General features: G+C 48.6%; 11 protein-coding genes. 9 read left to right on the top strand and 2 right to left on the bottom strand.

The features are described from left to right. Positions 1 to 165 precede the first annotated feature (165 nt). Positions 166 to 885 (top strand): SOS response-associated peptidase family protein, encoded by a 720-nt coding sequence (locus OCL06_RS06235; protein WP_262992872.1) that lies wholly within the window; start codon positions 166 to 168, stop codon positions 883 to 885. Positions 886 to 915: 30 nt separating this feature from the next. Here the strand turns inward: OCL06_RS06235 and OCL06_RS06230 are convergent, their stop codons facing one another. Next, positions 916 to 2,091, bottom strand: coding sequence for a hydroxymethylglutaryl-CoA reductase (locus tag OCL06_RS06230; protein ID WP_262992871.1), 1,176 nt, complete (start codon positions 2,089 to 2,091; stop codon positions 916 to 918). Positions 2,092 to 2,223: 132 nt separating this feature from the next. Then, positions 2,224 to 7,092 carry a S8 family peptidase gene (locus tag OCL06_RS16165; protein ID WP_308445997.1) on the bottom strand — a complete coding sequence of 1,623 codons (4,869 nt, stop codon included), beginning with the start codon at positions 7,090 to 7,092 and terminating at the stop codon, positions 2,224 to 2,226. 498 nt (positions 7,093 to 7,590) lie between these two features. On the opposite strand from OCL06_RS16165, the gene OCL06_RS06210 reads away from it, so the two are divergent. The 8 genes from OCL06_RS06210 (at position 7,591) to OCL06_RS06175 (ending at position 17,148) form a co-directional block, all read left to right on the top strand. Next, complete coding sequence (locus OCL06_RS06210) at positions 7,591 to 8,778, top strand: thiamine pyrophosphate-dependent dehydrogenase E1 component subunit alpha (RefSeq protein WP_262992870.1); 1,188 nt, start codon at positions 7,591 to 7,593, stop codon at positions 8,776 to 8,778. After that, complete coding sequence (locus tag OCL06_RS06205) at positions 8,778 to 9,755, top strand: alpha-ketoacid dehydrogenase subunit beta (protein WP_262992869.1); 978 nt, start codon at positions 8,778 to 8,780, stop codon at positions 9,753 to 9,755. The genes OCL06_RS06210 and OCL06_RS06205 overlap by 1 nt, the downstream gene beginning before the upstream one ends. Before the next feature lie 10 nt (positions 9,756 to 9,765). Continuing rightward, positions 9,766 to 11,382, top strand: coding sequence for a dihydrolipoyllysine-residue acetyltransferase (locus OCL06_RS06200; protein ID WP_262992868.1), 1,617 nt, complete (start codon positions 9,766 to 9,768; stop codon positions 11,380 to 11,382). A gap of 102 nt (positions 11,383 to 11,484) precedes the next feature. Beyond that, the gene (locus OCL06_RS06195; RefSeq protein WP_262992867.1) at positions 11,485 to 12,339 is read left to right on the top strand and encodes a 23S rRNA (adenine(2030)-N(6))-methyltransferase RlmJ; all 855 of its coding nucleotides are present in this window, start codon (positions 11,485 to 11,487) and stop codon (positions 12,337 to 12,339) included. A gap of 1 nt (position 12,340) precedes the next feature. Beyond that, on the top strand, positions 12,341 to 14,170 hold the full coding sequence (locus tag OCL06_RS06190) for a protein kinase domain-containing protein (protein ID WP_262992866.1): 1,830 nt from the start codon (positions 12,341 to 12,343) through the stop codon (positions 14,168 to 14,170). 18 nt (positions 14,171 to 14,188) lie between these two features. Next, positions 14,189 to 15,046, top strand: a complete 858-nt coding sequence (locus OCL06_RS06185; protein ID WP_262992865.1) for an acyl-CoA thioesterase — start codon at positions 14,189 to 14,191, stop codon at positions 15,044 to 15,046. 12 nt (positions 15,047 to 15,058) lie between these two features. Next, positions 15,059 to 15,598 carry a gamma carbonic anhydrase family protein gene (locus OCL06_RS06180; RefSeq protein WP_262992864.1) on the top strand — a complete coding sequence of 180 codons (540 nt, stop codon included), beginning with the start codon at positions 15,059 to 15,061 and terminating at the stop codon, positions 15,596 to 15,598. A gap of 428 nt (positions 15,599 to 16,026) precedes the next feature. Next, positions 16,027 to 17,148, top strand: a complete 1,122-nt coding sequence (locus OCL06_RS06175) for a pyridoxal-phosphate-dependent aminotransferase family protein (RefSeq protein ID WP_262992863.1) — start codon at positions 16,027 to 16,029, stop codon at positions 17,146 to 17,148. Positions 17,149 to 17,180 lie beyond the last annotated feature (32 nt).

The following is a 17,180-nucleotide window of genomic DNA, read 5'->3' as shown; positions in this document are numbered from 1 at the left end:
CCTCACTGTGAGCGCCTATAATAAAATCATGTCGCTAGCCAATGATGCGTTGTGAACGCATTATTGTTCATAATTGCTACTATCTCGTATATTTTTTGTAAAGTATAGTGGCAAAGCAGCACAACGTTGTTGGCGCGGTATCAGCAGGAATAAAGGAGTTTTGTTATGTGCGGACGGCTGAATGTTACCGACTCACCGGGAATAAGAAGCTTATGCGAGCAACTGGAGATTTCGCTGTGGCCAGACTCGGGGATGGTGATGCAGCGCTTTGTGCGTGCTACTGACCGTGTCTCAGTGGTTTTCGAGCGGGACGGAAAACGAGAGATGCACAATGCGATCTGGTGGTTGTTATTAGACAAACAGGCCGGGCCGTCTGGAACGGTATTCAAGCCATCTAAATATACTTCGTTTAATACCCGTTCAGACAAGTTAAATGTACCGCGCAGTGCGGGTTATAAGCCTTTCCGTGAGCAGCGTTGCATTATACCTGCCGCAGGTTTCGGAGAAACACTCGGCAGAGGGGCCGGTGCGGTATTCCATGATCTGGTGGCCGATCCCAATGAGTCCCTGGCCATGGGGGGGCTTTACCGGTGGTGGCAGGGGACAAGTGAACGCGGTGATACGTTTTACGAACTGTCTTGCTCGGTGGTGACTTTGCCGCCACATCCACAACTCATGCCTATTCATAATAAAGCCAGTCCGCTTATGTTATCGCCTGAAGACAACAGTGTGCAGCGCTGGCTGGACAGTCGTGTGTCCACGACGGAGGCACTGGACGACCTGCTAACACCGCGGCTACGGCATACGTTTACGGTAGTTCCAATAGATAAGCCCTCTTCACACCAACAAACCGGCGACAGCTTTACGCTCTCACCGGATGACTGACGCACTGCAAGTCAGGTTGGAGGTTTATAGTTACTTATTACGTCCGAATTTATCGTGACTGGAAACCCAGTGGCCAGTGATCACTGCGCACGCCAACGAAATATCACCCGCTAATACAGTGGCAGCAACGATTTCAGCCAGCTTATTGGCTTTGCCTTTTCCATAACAGCCGAGTAACTCCAGGCATTCCCGCTGGGTGGGTAACCCGGTGCCGCCACCATAGGTGGCAACAATGAGTGAGGGGAGGGTAACCGACAGGTACAAGTCACCATTAGGCTGCAGCTCATGCGATAGTAACCCGGCGTGAGACTCTACGACATTGGCTTCGTCCTGCCCGGTGGCGATAAATAAAGAGGCAATACCGTTGGCAGAATGCGGACCATTGTAGGAAGCACCGGCAAGCATCGCGCCCATGTTTGCTAATACGGAGGAGCGTGCCATCATCCAGGTATCAACTTTCATGAGCTTTTTCATTACATCGCACTTCAGGGTGACTTCGGCAATAACTCGTTTCCCGCGAGAGTGCAGCATATTCAGGTGAGAATGTTTTTTATCAGTATCCATATTACCGGATAACAAATATTCACATTTCTCAGGATAGTTAGCTTTAATCCATTCGCAGGCAGCCAGAGTAGCCTTGCCGACCATATTCTGCCCGGCGGCATCGCCGGTGGTGTAATTGAAACGAACATAGCGTGTCTTCGAGACCGACCACTGTTCCAAATGGATAAGTTTTCCGATTGACGTGGTTTCTTCAGCTGCCGCTTTTACCTCTGTAAAATGGTCTTCCAGCCACTGGCCAAAGTCCCGTGCCTCACGGGCATCATCAAATATAAACGCCGGTGCCCGCTGCATAAACTGTTCAACAACAGTGGTTTTTACACCGCCACACTCATTAATTACCCGCATGCCACGACTATAACTGGCAACCAGAGTGCCCTCCGTGGTGGCCAGTGGAACATAAAACCGCCCGTTGGCATGCTCACCATTAATTTCAAGCGGTCCTGCTACACCGACCGGCATTTGTACTATGCCAATAAAATTCTCAATGTTACCGGGCAACTGACCGGGGTCGATTGTATATTCGCCCGTCTGTGTAAGTTCAGCGCCCGTGTGCTCTTTTAAAAACTCCCTACGAGTACGCGCCTGTTCAACACTGTAATCATTTTGTCCATCCCGTGGGATCCGGTAACGCCCATCTGCCATTGAAGTTCTCCTTGGTGAGTGAATTTTCACTATACACCTCCAATATGACGGGTAAATGGCAATGCTACTGGTAAGAGCAATAAAAAAGGCCGCTTGCGCGGCCTTTGGGAACTAACTATTGCTAATTAGTGATTAGTGGAACTTGCGACGACGCAGGAACGCTACAGGAACCAGCAGTAATGCCAGCCAGCCCATAGAGCCACCGCTCTTGTCTGTTACTATTACTGAAACCGTTTCAGTAGTCGTGTTCAAACCGTCACTAGCAACAACTTCGAATGCCACTGTGGTTTCACTATTGGTGCCTGGAGCAGAGGTAGAATATGTACTACCAGGTACGCCATTGATAGTGAATGTCACATTGTCATTTTCTGGATCTGTTGCAGAAGCCGTAATAGTTATAGTTTCGCCTTCACCTATCGTGGTCGGTGCCGTAACACTTATTTCAGGGGGAAGGTTATTTTTAACCATAACATTAGCGATTGCTGTCGCTTCGTTACCATTGGAATCTTCCGCAGTAAGTTCCAAGACAATTAACGTATCTTCTTCGACCTCAGGGGCCATAAGAATTGCTTCTTGAAGACCGTTACCAGCGATAACTGCAGGTGGCCCACCAACTTGCTTCCAAGTAATATCAACTTTGTCGCCGTTGGGTTCTACCACTAATCCCGGGAGTGGTAATTCACGCAACTCAACAACTTCAAGGCTTGCTTCTACCTCCCCATCAATCGTTACCTGGGGAGGACCTTCCACTTGCACTCCTTCATATATCGGTGAGACGGCCGAACCGGCTCCAGGGATATTGGTAACCTCCGACATGGCCATCATTTGAATAGGCCCGCCGGTGTTATTTTCATCGACAGTTACAGAGAACGTAAGCTGAGTAGGAGCGTCTGAAACATCGTTGAGGTACATACAAAATTGTGCACCTTCAACTATTGTTGTTTCAAAGTCACCTGCAGCACCTGAACCGCTGTACTCACTATATATCGGAGTTTGTCCAGCAGTACCTGTAGCATTTTCATAACCAATGGATACAGGTAATACTGCGCCCAGTTCATGTTCCACATCAGTGTATGAGTAGATGATGTTTGGCTGGCTTTCAGTTGCGTTATTTACGAATACAACTTGATAATCCGCAATATCCGCATACGAGTCGCCGATACCATAAAACTTCATGTTGTCCCACTCAACAATCGTGTAATTTGGCCCCGCTGTGGCAACTGACACACCAGACCCATTAGCGACATCAAGTTCCTGATCTCGCCAGTAAGGAGCAACAACCCCGTTTGGTAACTCTGAGTCAGGCATATTCTGATTAATCCATGGAGCGGAACCAGTACCGTTACCGAAAGTAATAAACCCATCGTCGGTTACAGTCATTGAACCGTATAGTTCTCCAAGAAAATAACCCGGAATGCTGAAGGTTGCATCAACAGTGTCGCCATCAAGGGCACTGAAGCCAATCCCAAATCCTGCAAGGTCTATATAGCCACCATTACCCTGACCAAATTCAGGGTTCATACACATCGCATCTGTAGCATTCGTAGTGATTGTATATGTTGGCTCAACACCTAGTAACGACTCTTGTTCAACCGTCCAGCTAATAGTATCACCGTCAACAATACCTTCTGAGGATACAGAACCTTCAACCAATGTAACGCCTTCAGGAAGTGTCAATGACACATCGTAAATACGATCCTCAGGCGTAAAGTTAGCCATCACGTTAACTGCAAACTCTTGTGTATCCCCAGGATTTACACGCTCAGTGGTAGGTGAGGTGACATATACATCTGCCATCCCTCTGACAATGTCGACTGGAATCACGCCAAGGTTGGTAGCATTTTCCTCGTCGGTACCCAGAGCAATTGCACCAAAGAAGATGTCGCCTTCGCTTGCGTCATCTAAATCCCACGTCAATCGCATATCAAACTCAGTTAATTGTGGTACAGCTGACGGAGCTTCAATGCTAAGACCATCACCTGGCTCACTATCAACCAATGCGTGTGCAAGAGTAAACGTATCTGTAGCACCTTCTGAAGAAGCTGACCAGTTCTGGACAATTATCCAGTAGTTACCTGCTTCAGGCATTTCAACATTTACGTACTCTTCTGCTGAAGCGGAAGCACTAAAACCAACCACTTCTTCCTCTTGAGGAATCCCATCTCCATTAACATCGTGAACGATGAATAGATCTAAGTCAGGTGAGGTGGACTCCATTGTTGTGGCAGTCAAGCGAACCGCATTTTCTGGTACTTCGACCGTCGTAATGCTTAGTCCATCTTCAAGGTCATCCAAATAATCTGAATTGTCTGAGTCTTGTGTGACTGAACCTTCTGTTAAAGTTGCTTTAGTAAGCCCATAAGATACTGATTGGAAGTTTGTAATTTCGACAGCCATAACATCTTCAATCAGGTAAGAATCCTGATTTCTATGGGCTTTGAAGTCAAAACTGTCCGGAATGTTCCCATTTGATGCAACGATAGAAACTGGTAGGTGGAGGTCCGGAGACACAGAAGATGTCAAATTGATCGAGCCAAAAGACCATACGTCGCTTTCTGCCCCAAACGCATCAATATCTATAGTTAACTCTTGTGATTCTCCGGCTGCTAGGTCAAAAGTAGCGGGTGTAACCGTAATACTAAGTCCTTCTGAAATGCTGACTCCTTCTACACTCCACGAACCATCTTTAGTAGCAGTTACAGTTCGTTTCCAGCTACATCTTCCTACACAGTTGTTGTCTGTGATTGAAGGGATATTCAACGTACGAGGCTCTCCCCCAAGCGCAGGATCTGCACCAGAGTAATTGTCGTCAGTTTCATCCATTACCAAGCCACTTTGAACTGCCAGGTCGACTTGGATGCGGCCAGCACCCATATCAAACCAATCAGCTGGTGTTTCGCCATCCTCTTTACGTACGTCAGTGCTCGCGGTCATCATCAGTGCGGAACGGATATTATCTGGTGTCCACGAAGGTTTCTCTTGTTTAACCAGAGCAGCTGCACCGGCAACATGTGGGCCAGACATGGATGTACCAGACAAATATGCGTAATCTGCTGGCGCTGTGCCGGATTGATCATGACCGTACTGCTGGTCAGAGTAAGCTGCGTAAATATCAACACCAGGAGCGGTAACTGAAGGGGTCAATGTACTTATTGAAGCGTTAGGCCCTCTTGAAGAAAAAGCAGCAGTGTTATCAACAGCTAATGGATCAACAACGAGCTCACCTTCTGCTGCAGTAATTGTAGCGGTATGACCTTCACCTGATGCAAGCCAATCGCGCAGTAAATTCCCGCTCTCAGCACTAATATGAATACCCGGTATAATGTAAGCATCGTTAGCAATACTTGTGGCACCGTCATCAACATTAGCAAGAACAAACCCTCCGGCACCGCCTTCTGCAACGTGAACGGCTTTATCTACCCGCGCGATAGAGCCCCGGTCGCATACCACAATCTCTCCACTAAATGTGTTTTCAGGGAAAGGCTCCAGGCACTGAGCTGGGTCATTATCTGGATCATTAGGGTTATCATAATTACCAGCATAAACGATCGAGGCAGTGATGCTGCCCGAATTACTACTTCCTTCAATCGGCTCTAATTCCGTGTCTCCACCGGCAAAGTCAGTTAGCATTTTTTCATAAACAACTGAGCGGCCATGTGTTGCTGCTGCTACTGCAGTAACCCAGGGAGCGTGTTTTGAAGTTGTGAACGGATCGGGGCCATCGTTTCCAGCTGATTGCGCAAGAAAAATTCCTGAGTTACGGGCTGAAAGCCAAGCAGCGTTTAGCGCTCCTGACCATGGGTACCCACCTCCGGAAATCGAAAAGTTAAGTACATCCACAACGCCAGAGGCAATCGCATCTTCTACCGCCGATACCATTGGTGCACCAGCGCAGCCGGCATAAGTATCGCCACTATCTCCAGGTTGACATACAGCGTAAGCAATTATATTTGCGTGCGGTGCAACACCAGAAATTCTTTCGAATTTGAAACCTGTAGGTATTCCGTCACTTTCGTTAGCATCAAACTCAACTGTTACTTCATTGACATCGAAAAGGACGTTACCAGCTGCAGTTCCTGCTGTATGAGATCCGTGCCCATTATAGTCCTCACCATTTAATGGCAAATCTGCTGGAAAAACTTCAGTGTCTGAATAGGCAGAAACAATTTCTGGGTAGCTGTACACCCCGATAAGTTTATCGTTACACATTTCTGCAAAGTCACCAGCACAATCCCCCAGATATACGCCGGAGCCAAGAGGGTTGTTGTGATCGTAACCATCTCCACCGACATCTTTGAAGGAGTCGTGGTCACTATTTATGCCGGTATCTAATACACCTACAACTACACCTTCACCTTGCCTTCCTACACCGCTATCTGTAGAAGTACCGTCCCAAACACCTGGAGCGCCAATTAACCCTGGGCCAGTATCGGTGTCTAACTTATATATCTGGTCTCTTTCTACTGATTTTACACCGGGTAGTTTTGCAATACGTTCTGCTTCATCCGGTGTTGCCTTGATAGCTAGCGCATTCAACGCGTATTTATACTCAGCTACTTTTTCAATCGAGCCGATTTGCTGCGCACTGGTGAAAAATGATGCTTGTCTCTTCTGCAAGTAATTTGAGTAGGCCTGCACTTGGGGAGAGTTAACATTAAGTTTTGCGTCATGTCTGGAATTGGCGGACTCAAGGGTTAGCCTAAAAGACTTTTGTGGGTTGGTAGCTGCAAGTCCTTCTATACCACCATTGTACATTGCAACGGGGTCGTCAGAGAGCTGGACTATGAAGACGTACTCTTTGTTTTCAAGTCCTTTCTCAGCCTTGTAAAGTGCTTTTCGCTGGGATGGAGTAGTTATATTTTTGTATTTATTTATCGATGTCGGAGCAACTGTTTCCAATACATTAAATGAATTATCAGAATTCGCATTGAGCTCTGCAGCGGAGTGCATGGACATCGACATCAGTGCCGCTGAGACAGCTAATGTCACTTTATTATTCACAGGTAACCTCCGTAGTTTTCCTGTTTGTTATTGTTCCCCTGGATTGGGTATTTTTTTATTTTCGTGTGCTTAAATTACACAACTTCAGTGCGGTATTTTTTCCACAGAAGGTATTTCTAGCACACTTTTTCAACCGATAGAATTCATTTAATTAATTAAATTTTGAACACATTTTGTAACATTTAGACTTTCGTCGAACATTAATTTTAATTGCAAAACATGAAGTTATAACGGTGGTCGGAGTAGATTTGCGTTTCAGAAGCTTAACTGTTTGTTATTTGCACGAAAACGTTTCTTTTTTGTAAACGGCGGTGAACGAGAATGGCCTAACTTTGTTAAAATTAGGATGCATGTCCTGCTAGTGCGTCGAAAGGTAGGATGTAAGGTTTTACAGTGTCAGGTATTGATACTATTTAGCAAGGTCTTCGTTTTCATGATGGTCTAGGATATTGGGCATCAGGTACAAGTTGTACCAACCACCAATAAGAGGGATGGATTGTGAAAGATCGAAATCACCTTGCCCGGGTATCAACCACACATCAGGTGCACATCATAGAAAATGGCCTGATTGATATTCCGATGCTACAAATTCTGCAACCAGATGGTTCCCTGCATAAAGAAGCCAAAGAGCCTGACCTGGATAAAGACACCGCTACCCGTATTTATGACACCATGGAATATATCCGGGTGTTGGACGAACGAATGATTGGGGCGCAGCGTCAGGGGCGTATCAGTTTTTATCTTGCCAGTACTGGCGAAGAGGCAGCGGCCGTTGCCAGTGCGGCAGCGCTGTCAGACAACGATATGATCATGTCCCAATATCGTGAACAGGGCGCGCTGGCCTATCGTGGTTATACTACTTCACAATTCATGAACCAGATGTTCAGCAATGAGGCCGACCCCAACAAGGGCCGTCAGATGCCTATTCATTATGGTGACAAACCACTGAACTTCATGACTATTTCCTCACCGCTAGGAACTCAGATCCCACAAGCGTCTGGCTATGCATATGGTCAGAAGATGGCGGGTAACGAGGCCGTGACTATTTGTTATTTTGGCGAAGGCGCGGCGTCAGAAGGCGACTTCCATGCTGGTTTGAATATGGCTGCGGTGTTGAACTGCCCGGTCATTTTCTTCTGCCGGAACAATGGTTACGCCATTTCAACGCCAGCAGAAGAACAGTTTGCCGGTGATGGCATTGCCTCACGTGGCATTGGATACGGTGTTAAAACTATTCGTGTTGACGGCAACGACCCATTGGCGGTGTATGCTGCTACTCAGAGAGCCCGGGAATTAGCACTCGAAGAAAGCTGCCCGGTGTTGATCGAAGCCATGACTTACCGTCTGGCCGCACACTCAACGTCGGATGATCCGACTGGCTATCGTTCCCGCGAGGAAGAAGATAAGTGGCGTGCAAAAGATCCTATTCAGCGCATGGCGAAGTGGCTTGAAAAGAAAGGCTGGTATGACGAAGCCGCTAATAAAAAGCTGATTGAAAAATCCCGTCAGGATGTGCTGGCTGCATTGAAAGAAGCTGAAAAAATTGATGTATGTCCAATTGATGACATTGTCACCGATGTGTATGACGAAGTACCGTGGCATCTGAAAGAACAGGTAGATGAACTTAAAGCACATATACGTAAATACCCGGACGCCTATCCCAAAACCTCAGGGAGAGTGAAGTAATGGCTAAAATGAATTTACTACAAGCAATTAATAACGCCCTGATCACGGAGATGGAGCGTGACAAACGGGTTATGGTATTTGGTGAAGACGTAGGCCACTTCGGCGGTGTTTTCCGTGCCACCAGTCATCTGCAGGAAAAGTTCGGTAAAGGACGCTGCTTCAATACACCATTAACGGAGCAGGGCATTATCGGCTTTGCGAATGGCTTAGCCTCTCAGGGCTCAGTGCCGGTGGCGGAGATCCAGTTTGGCGATTATATCTTTCCGGCGTTCGATCAAATCGTAAACGAAACTGCAAAATTTCGTTATCGCTCAGGTGGCCAGTTTGATGTGGGTTCACTGACCATCCGCACGCCTTACGGCGGTGGCATTGCCGGCGGTCTTTATCATAGCCAGTCTCCTGAAGCGTTTTTTGCACACTGCCCAGGCCTGAAGATCGTCATTCCCCGTAATCCATACCAGGCGAAAGGATTGCTGCTGGCGTCTATTCGCGATAAAAACCCGGTACTGTTCATGGAGCCAAAGCGCCTTTATCGTGCGTCGGTGTCTGATGTGCCTGAAGATGATTATGAACTGCCATTAGGAAAAGCGGATGTCGTTCAGGAAGGATCAGATATCACGCTTCTGGGCTGGGGCGCGCAAATCGAGATTCTGCAAAAAGCTGCAGAGATGGCACTGGAGGACGGAGTATCCTGCGAAATCATCGATCTGCGCAGCATATTGCCGTGGGACGCTAAAGCGGTAGCCGAGTCTGTTATGAAAACCGGCCGTTTGCTGATTAACCATGAAGCACCGATGACTGGCGGGTTTGCCAGTGAAGTTGCTGCAACCATTCAGGAGCGCTGCTTCCTGTACCTGGAAGCGCCTGTTGCCCGTGTGTGCGGTTTAGATACACCTTATCCTCTGGCGCATGAGAAAGAATATATGCCGGATCAGTACAAAACGTACGAAGCCATCAAACGCACGCTGAACTATTAAGGAAGGCATAATGACAACAGAATTTATTTTGCCCGATATCGGCGAAGGTATTGTTGAGTGTGAATTGCTGGAATGGCTGATAGCTGAGGGCGATCATATTGAAGAAGACCAGCCTGTTGCAGAAGTCATGACCGACAAAGCCACAGTGCAAATTCCGGCGATGCATTCAGGTACGGTGAAAAAGCTGCATTACAAAGTGGGCGATATTGCCAAGGTGCACGAACCCTTGTTTGCAATGGATATCGACGGTGATGTGAAGCCTCAGGACGCAGAGGAAGCCACACCCGAACTACCTGAACAAGAGCAGGTTTCGCAACCGGCCCAAGCGAGTGGCAACACTCAGACAGAAGATTTTATCTTGCCTGATATAGGTGAGGGGATTGTCGAGTGTGAAATCGTCAAGTGGCACGTACAGGAAGGCGATGAGATTGCCGAAGATCAACCCGTGGTTGAGGTGATGACCGATAAAGCCGTGGTTGAAATACCTGCAAAGCATGCCGGTACAGTACACAAGCTGTATTATCAGCAAGGGGATATAGCCCGGGTGCATGAGCCTCTATTTGCTCTTGCTACTGAAGGTGATGCGCCTGCGACGACTAAGAGAAGCGCAACCAGTGAGTCTGCTACGTCTGCCCCGCAACAGCAAACAACTGCATCCGCTACGCAGTCTGACGGCAGCAACGACAAGTGGCCAGATGGAGCCTATGAGCCACCTGTCGCTATTCCAGGTAAAGTACTGGCCAGTCCGGCTGTACGTCGTATCGCCAGAGAGAAATCACTGGATCTTACTCAGGTAACCGGATCAGGTAAGAAAGGCCGTATCCTGAAAAAAGATGTCGCGAACACTACCGCAGGAAAGGCCGAACAATCTGCTACGCCTCAGGCACCAGCGACCTCCACCACGCCTTATACAGCACCCGGTAATACCCGGACTGAAAAAGTACGCGGTATTCAGGCGGCGATGGCGAAGCAAATGTCAGCGTCAGTGCATACTATCCCGCACTTTACAGTGAGTGATGAGTTGCGCATGGATGCCTTGATTGCGCTACGTCAGGAACTGAAGCCCGTGTTTGCTGAGAAAAACGTGAAACTTAGCTTCATGCCTTTTTTTGTAAAAGCATTGTCGCTGGCACTCACCGAGTTTCCCCAGATAAACAGTCAACTGAATGATGAAGCAACAGAACAAACGTTTTTTGATGACCACAATATTGGTTTTGCAGTGGACTCCAAAATCGGCTTGCTGGTGCCCAATATTAAGCGGGTACAAGATTTGAGTTTGTTTGAAATTGCCGAACAAATGCAGGTCATTATCGACAAAGCGCGCGAAGGTAAGTTGGATGGAGACAGCCTCAAAGGCGGCACCATCAGCATTTCTAACATTGGTGCGATTGGCGGTATGACGGCGACGCCGGTGATTAACAAACCGGAAGCGGCTATCGTGGCGCTGGGTAAAACCCAATCGCTGCCGCGTTTCGATGAGCAGGGCAACGTCGAAGCACATAGCATCATGATGGTGAACTGGTCCGGTGATCACCGCATTATTGACGGCGCGACCATGGTACGCTTCAACAATTTATGGTGTTCATACTTGCAACACCCCTCGAAAATGTTGATGCATTTAAAGTAATCAGGTAATGCGCTTCCGTCCCCCGGAAGCGCATTTTCCTGTTTGTTAGCGGGCAGGGCTACGCTACACTATGGGTCAATCTGTATTGTTATCAGGACGCCCGTGCTCAGCTATCAACACGCCTACCACGCCGGCAATCACGCAGACGTCATCAAACATGTCTGTTGGGTCGCCATCATCGAATATCTAAAAAATAAAGCCAAACCCTTCACGCTGTTTGATACTCACGCTGGCGCGGGCCTATATCACTTCGACGCAGACGAAGCACAGAAAACGTCAGAGTTTGAAACGGGCATAGTGAAGCTGAATAGTGAAACATTCAGCGATGAAACGGTTACGCGTTACCTCGAATTATGTGCCGGTTATACTCGAAACCGCCAGTATCCAGGCTCGCCGGCATTGGCAGCTGACGCGTTGCGGTCAGGGGATAGTTTGCACGCGATGGAACTGCACCCTGCAGAAAGTGACAAGTTAACCCGTAATCTTACTGATCGGGGTGAAGGCCATGTACACCTGCATTACCGTGATGGCCTTGAGGGTCTCGTTGCCATGGCTCCCCCGAGACCGAATCGTGGTGCGGTGCTCATCGACCCCTCCTATGAAAGGCTGGAAGAATACGCGGAAGTGGTGGATGCGGTTGCTGCAACGCTTGCCCGTTGGCCGCAGGCGCAGATTATGGTGTGGTATCCATTATTATCAGCACGCGCAGGTAAGAAGGCGGGAGCCAGCGAGGCGATGCGTAACAAACTTGCTGATTTAGCGAAAACAGCCTTTTACGCAGACCTTACCGTTACAGAGAAAGAGACAGATACCGGTATGTATGGTTCGGGGGTGTGTATTTTAAACCCGTCATGGCAACTGGATGAGACGGTGACTGCTGCACTCAATTGTCTCGCGCCGTCCCTCGCTGATAATGCCGATGCTACGGTTAACTGGCTCAAAACGGAGCCGGTCTGACGTGAATCAGCCAAAAGCACTTAAACATTTCTATATTCCTGAAGATCAGTCGGTATATTTGCTTTCTCATGCCGACGCAAAGAAGTTCAAAGACTGGGTACAACTGTGTAAAGACCAGCTAGAGCAACTTGGGTATGCAAATATTGAAATGATTGGTAAGGGTGCATTTGGTTTTGCCTTCGCCGGTGAAACCCCGGCTGGTAAAGAGCACGTTTTTAAATTCTCACGTGTCAATTTACCTCAGCACATCCAGGATCGCCTGGAAGAAGAAGCATTTATGCTGGGACACGCCCGTCACCCGCTGATTCCACCGTTAGTAGAGTTTCAGCAGATAGGCAAGCAGGCCATTCTGGTAATGCAACGTGCAATTGGCGAAGACCTTGAAAAGGTTAGCCTGCAACAGGGTCCGTTACCCCCCCGTCTGATTGTGAAACTGGCCGTTCAGCTGGGCGACATCCTGAAATATTTGCGTAATTACACCGAAAAAGGGGCTACCAAGCCGCTTGTGCACGGTGATATAAAGCCGTCTAACCTGGTATGGAACGCGGCGACAGAAAGCGTCGGCCTGATTGACTGGGGCTCATCGGTGTTTGCTCAAACCGATGCCAGTGGTCAATACGTGGGGAATAACGTCATGGACCTGATGTCCGGTGAATTGCACCAGACGAACGCACGTCTGGGTGACGTCTATTTCATCGGCGAAGATCAGCTTAACGGCGCGTTATCCTCACCGCGTTTCGATGAGCAGGGCATGGCAAGTACCCTGTATGCATTGGCCTCTGGCCAGTCCAGCCGCTATGGTCGCAAGGTTATTACACCGCTGTCACTGGGACTACCTAAGATGCTCGCCAATATACTCGACTATATGCTCAGCGACGACCCGGGCAAACGTCGTCAGGGCGGCGACTATTTTTTCAAAAACTTGCATGTGCTGCGCCAGTTGGTTTTTACCGAGGACACGCCAATAAGTTATCAGCCTCTCATCCCCACCTGGATTGGTCAGTCTGTAAGTGAAATCGAAACGGTCGTTTATTCTTCCCGAAAGTCTTTTCTGCGTCAGGAAAACCTCGACGCGGAAACCGAGCTCAAGTACGTGAACGATGCGCAATTCGACCGCTACTATAAGAATTATCTGCAAGGTATGGGCGAGACTGAAAAAGGGTTTGTTGCCGCGGTAAGCAGGCTTGGGCGTTATCCGGTGGTAGGGGGCCTGGCCATTCGCTGGGAGCCGGATGGCATTTATGTAGATTCCAGCCTCAACCTTTATAACCCGGCGTTAAAAACTGCATTTGAACTGGCCGTGAATAACGTAATTACTCTGGCCAGAGCAATACACCGCAGCGGTATTTTCAAATGCTGCATGTTCAACGCTAAAGATACTATTCACGTGGAGCGAGACGATGAGCTTGCCCCCTTTATTCCCGAATCCGGTTGTCATATACCGTTTGAACTTTCCCGGGTCGCGTTAAGTAAAGATGAGAGCCGAACCCACTCCTATTTTGAAGACGGGGACGATCCTGATGAACTGCTGAAGCTTCCACCCGCGATAATGGCGGTACTGGAAGAGTTAAACACGATCCATCATACTGGCTGCATCATCTTTGAGGCCATGTCCACCCACCTGAAGATCCACAGTTATTACATGCTGCTTGATCATGACCAGGAGGACCGGTTTCGTGAACTATTGCAGACATTAGTCACGCTGGTGCCGCGTATAGACGGTCTGGGCATTTCCGGCTTTATGAAGTTACCGTACAAAGATACCCGGTATTTTGAACACAAAGCCCAGTTACCCGACAAGTACTATCCACGTAACCCAAAATTGAATTAGCAGGAGCAAAACCATCCTATGTCAGAGGTAAAACTCGCATCACTATTTGAACTGGAAAAAATCGAAGCGGGCTTGTTCCGCGGCCAAAGCTGGGACTTAGGATTTCGTGCCCTGTTTGGTGGGCAGGTACTGGGTCAGGCACTGGCGGCAGCGTATAAAACGGTAGCAGAGGGCAGAGTGGCCCACTCATTCCATACCTACTTTTTGTTACCCGGCGATGCCCAGAAGCCAGTAGTATATGATGTGGAAATTGTACGCGATGGCCGCAGTTTTTCTGCCAGAAGGGTGAAAGCCATTCAGGACGGCAAAAACATATTTTATATGACCGCCTCATTTCAGTTACCAGAAGAAGGGATGCAGCATCAGCACGCGGAAATGCCGGTAGTGCCTGCGCCGGAAGAGGTACAGCCTGATATCGCTTTTTACGAGGCCAATTTCGAAAAAATGGCCAAGCCCATGCAGGAGGCGCTGAGCTACCACAAGCCGGTGGATATTCGCACGGTAGACGCCGCTAATTCTTATCAGGCCGTTAAGCGCGCGCCCGTTCGCTATATCTGGATGCGTTCGCGGGATGCATTGGCCTCGCAGGCCAGCCTGAATCAGGCGGCATTGGCGTATGCCTCTGATTATCATTTTCTGAGCACGTCATTGCAGCCCCATGGCATAGCCGTTACGGACAAAAGCCTGCGAATTGCCACTATCGATCACGCCATGTGGTTTCATCGCCCGGTAAATATGAACGAATGGCTATTATATGCCATGGAAAGCCCGTTCAGTGGTAACGCACGAGGGATTGTGAAAGGCCAGTTATTTAACCAGCAAGGGGAGCTTGTAGCCTCTACCATGCAGGAAGGTCTGATGCGAAAAATAGACTAACAGGGTTCCGTAATGATATATGCATTAGGTGAGTACCAGCCGGTAATCAATGACAACGTTTATATAGCACCAGGCGCCCATGTAATTGGCCAGGTAGAGTTGGGTGAAAATGCCAGTGTCTGGTTCAACGCGGTCATTCGGGGCGACATGGATACCATTCGAATAGGTAACAATACCAACATTCAGGACGGCAGTGTGCTGCACACTGATGAAGGTGTGGCAATGCAGATCGGTGAAGGGGTCACCGTTGGTCATAAAGCGATGCTGCACGGTTGTGAAGTTGGTGACTACAGCCTCATTGGCATCAATGCGGTGGTATTAAATGGCGCTAAAGTGGGCAAATTTTGTATTGTGGGTGCGAATGCCCTGATAACCGAAGGAATGGAGATCCCCGACTATTCACTGGTAGTGGGTTCACCAGGTAAAGTTGTGCGTTCTCTCGACCCGTCCGTGGCAGAAAAGCTTAAAGCCTCTGCGGAGCATTATAAAGCCAACGGCCGTCGCTTTGCCGATGAGTTGTCGTCGTTAAGTGACCCTGGCGCATTTATCTGACTTTTCTCTGCCCCATAAAAAATGCCCAGAACTGACGTTCTGGGCCTAGGGGAATGGCTCATTGCTGAGCCGTGCGCTAACTATTGCAAGGGAGAAGTACATGCAAACTGTTTAAAACGGATAGTAATAATAGCCCACTTCCGTTCAATTTATAAACAATTTCATTAAAATTTATACAAAAGTTTATCAGAGACTTAGCGTATTTATCAACAGCCTTGAAAATTCAGGTGCTTGAAGCTGGTCTGATCTCATTAAATGAAGTGCACAGAAAACACACAGCTTGTGCACATTTTATTCAGCTGAGGTCTGGATCTTCGTTTCGGCGACCGAGCCCATTCACTCCGGTTATACTCAGCACAGTGTATTGTTCTTCAGCATATACCTTGCAAGAATACTGATTCTCACAGACCACACGAAAGGACACATCCATGACTACGCCTTCGCCATTCATCCCCCCTGAAAGAACACTAATGGGACCCGGCCCTTCCGACGTATCCCCCCGCGTGCTCAACGCCATGGCGCGTCCTACTCTGGGTCATCTCGATCCTTTATTTATCGAGCTTATGGATGAAACCAAAAGCTTACTTCAGTATGCGTTTAAAACATCGAACGCGCTGACAATGCCTGTTTCCGCCCCCGGATCTGCAGGTATGGAGGCATGCTTAGCTAATTTGATTGAGCCCGGTGAGAAAGTAGTGGTGTGCGTCAATGGCGTATTCGGCAGCCGCATGGTGGAAAACGTGAAGCGCATGGGTGCAGAGCCAGTAATTGTAGAAGATCCCTGGGGGCAGCAGACGTCACTACAAAAAGTAGAAGACGCCTTAAAAGCCCACTCGGATATTGTTGCTCTCGCATTTGTACATGCTGAAACCTCTACCGGGGTCAGAAACGACGCCCAGGCATTGTGCAAGCTGGCCAGACAATATCAGTGCCTGAGCATTGTGGATGCCGTGACGTCGTTAGGCGGTATTGAGTTAGCTGTAGACGAATGGGAAATCGACGCGGTGTATTCAGGTTCTCAAAAATGCCTGAGTTGTGTGCCCGGTTTGTCTCCGGTGACATTCAGTGAGCGTGCGGTAGCCAAAATTCAGTCGCGTACTACACCGGTACAGAGCTGGTTCCTCGATATGAACCTGATTGTCGGATACTGGGGAAAAGGCGGGAGGCGCGCATACCATCATACGGCACCGGTCAATAGTATTTATGCCCTCTATGAGTCTCTTAGAATGTTAAAAGAAGAAGGACTGGAAGCCTGCTGGCAGCGTCATGAAAATGGCCATCAGCAACTTGCCGAAGGACTGCAAGCATTGGGACTGGAGTTGGCGGTAGCGCCCGAGTACCGGTTACCGCAGCTGAATGTGGTGAAAATCCCAGACGGCGTCGATGATACAGAGGTACGCCGTCAGCTGCTGAAACACAGTAATCTTGAGATTGGCGCCGGGCTGGGTGAATTTGCCGGCAAAGTGTGGCGCATCGGCCTCATGGGGTATGCGTGTAAGCCCCGTAACATTGACCATTGTCTTGCAGCGCTTAAGCGAGCATTGTCGTAGCTGCAAAATTCGCATAACCGGCTGAGTTTAAT

The sequence above is a fragment of the Alteromonas salexigens genome (assembly GCF_025628895.1).
In the GTDB taxonomy this organism is placed as follows: domain Bacteria; phylum Pseudomonadota; class Gammaproteobacteria; order Enterobacterales; family Alteromonadaceae; genus Alteromonas; species Alteromonas salexigens.
Note: the sequence above shows the minus strand (reverse complement) of the source record. Positions and strands in the feature narration are given on the sequence as shown.

Excerpts from the sequence above, each read along its gene's own strand:
- OCL06_RS06185 (WP_262992865.1), top strand. The coding sequence starts at position 14,189 with ATGTCAGAGGTAAAACTCGCATCACTATTTGAACTGGAAAAAATCGAA.
- OCL06_RS06180 (WP_262992864.1), top strand. The coding sequence starts at position 15,059 with ATGATATATGCATTAGGTGAGTACCAGCCGGTAATCAATGACAACGTT.
- OCL06_RS06230 (WP_262992871.1), bottom strand. The coding sequence starts at position 2,091 with ATGGCAGATGGGCGTTACCGGATCCCACGGGATGGACAAAATGATTAC.
- OCL06_RS06175 (WP_262992863.1), top strand. The coding sequence starts at position 16,027 with ATGACTACGCCTTCGCCATTCATCCCCCCTGAAAGAACACTAATGGGA.
- OCL06_RS06200 (WP_262992868.1), top strand. The coding sequence starts at position 9,766 with ATGACAACAGAATTTATTTTGCCCGATATCGGCGAAGGTATTGTTGAG.
- OCL06_RS06205 (WP_262992869.1), top strand. The coding sequence starts at position 8,778 with ATGGCTAAAATGAATTTACTACAAGCAATTAATAACGCCCTGATCACG.
- OCL06_RS06235 (WP_262992872.1), top strand. The coding sequence starts at position 166 with ATGTGCGGACGGCTGAATGTTACCGACTCACCGGGAATAAGAAGCTTA.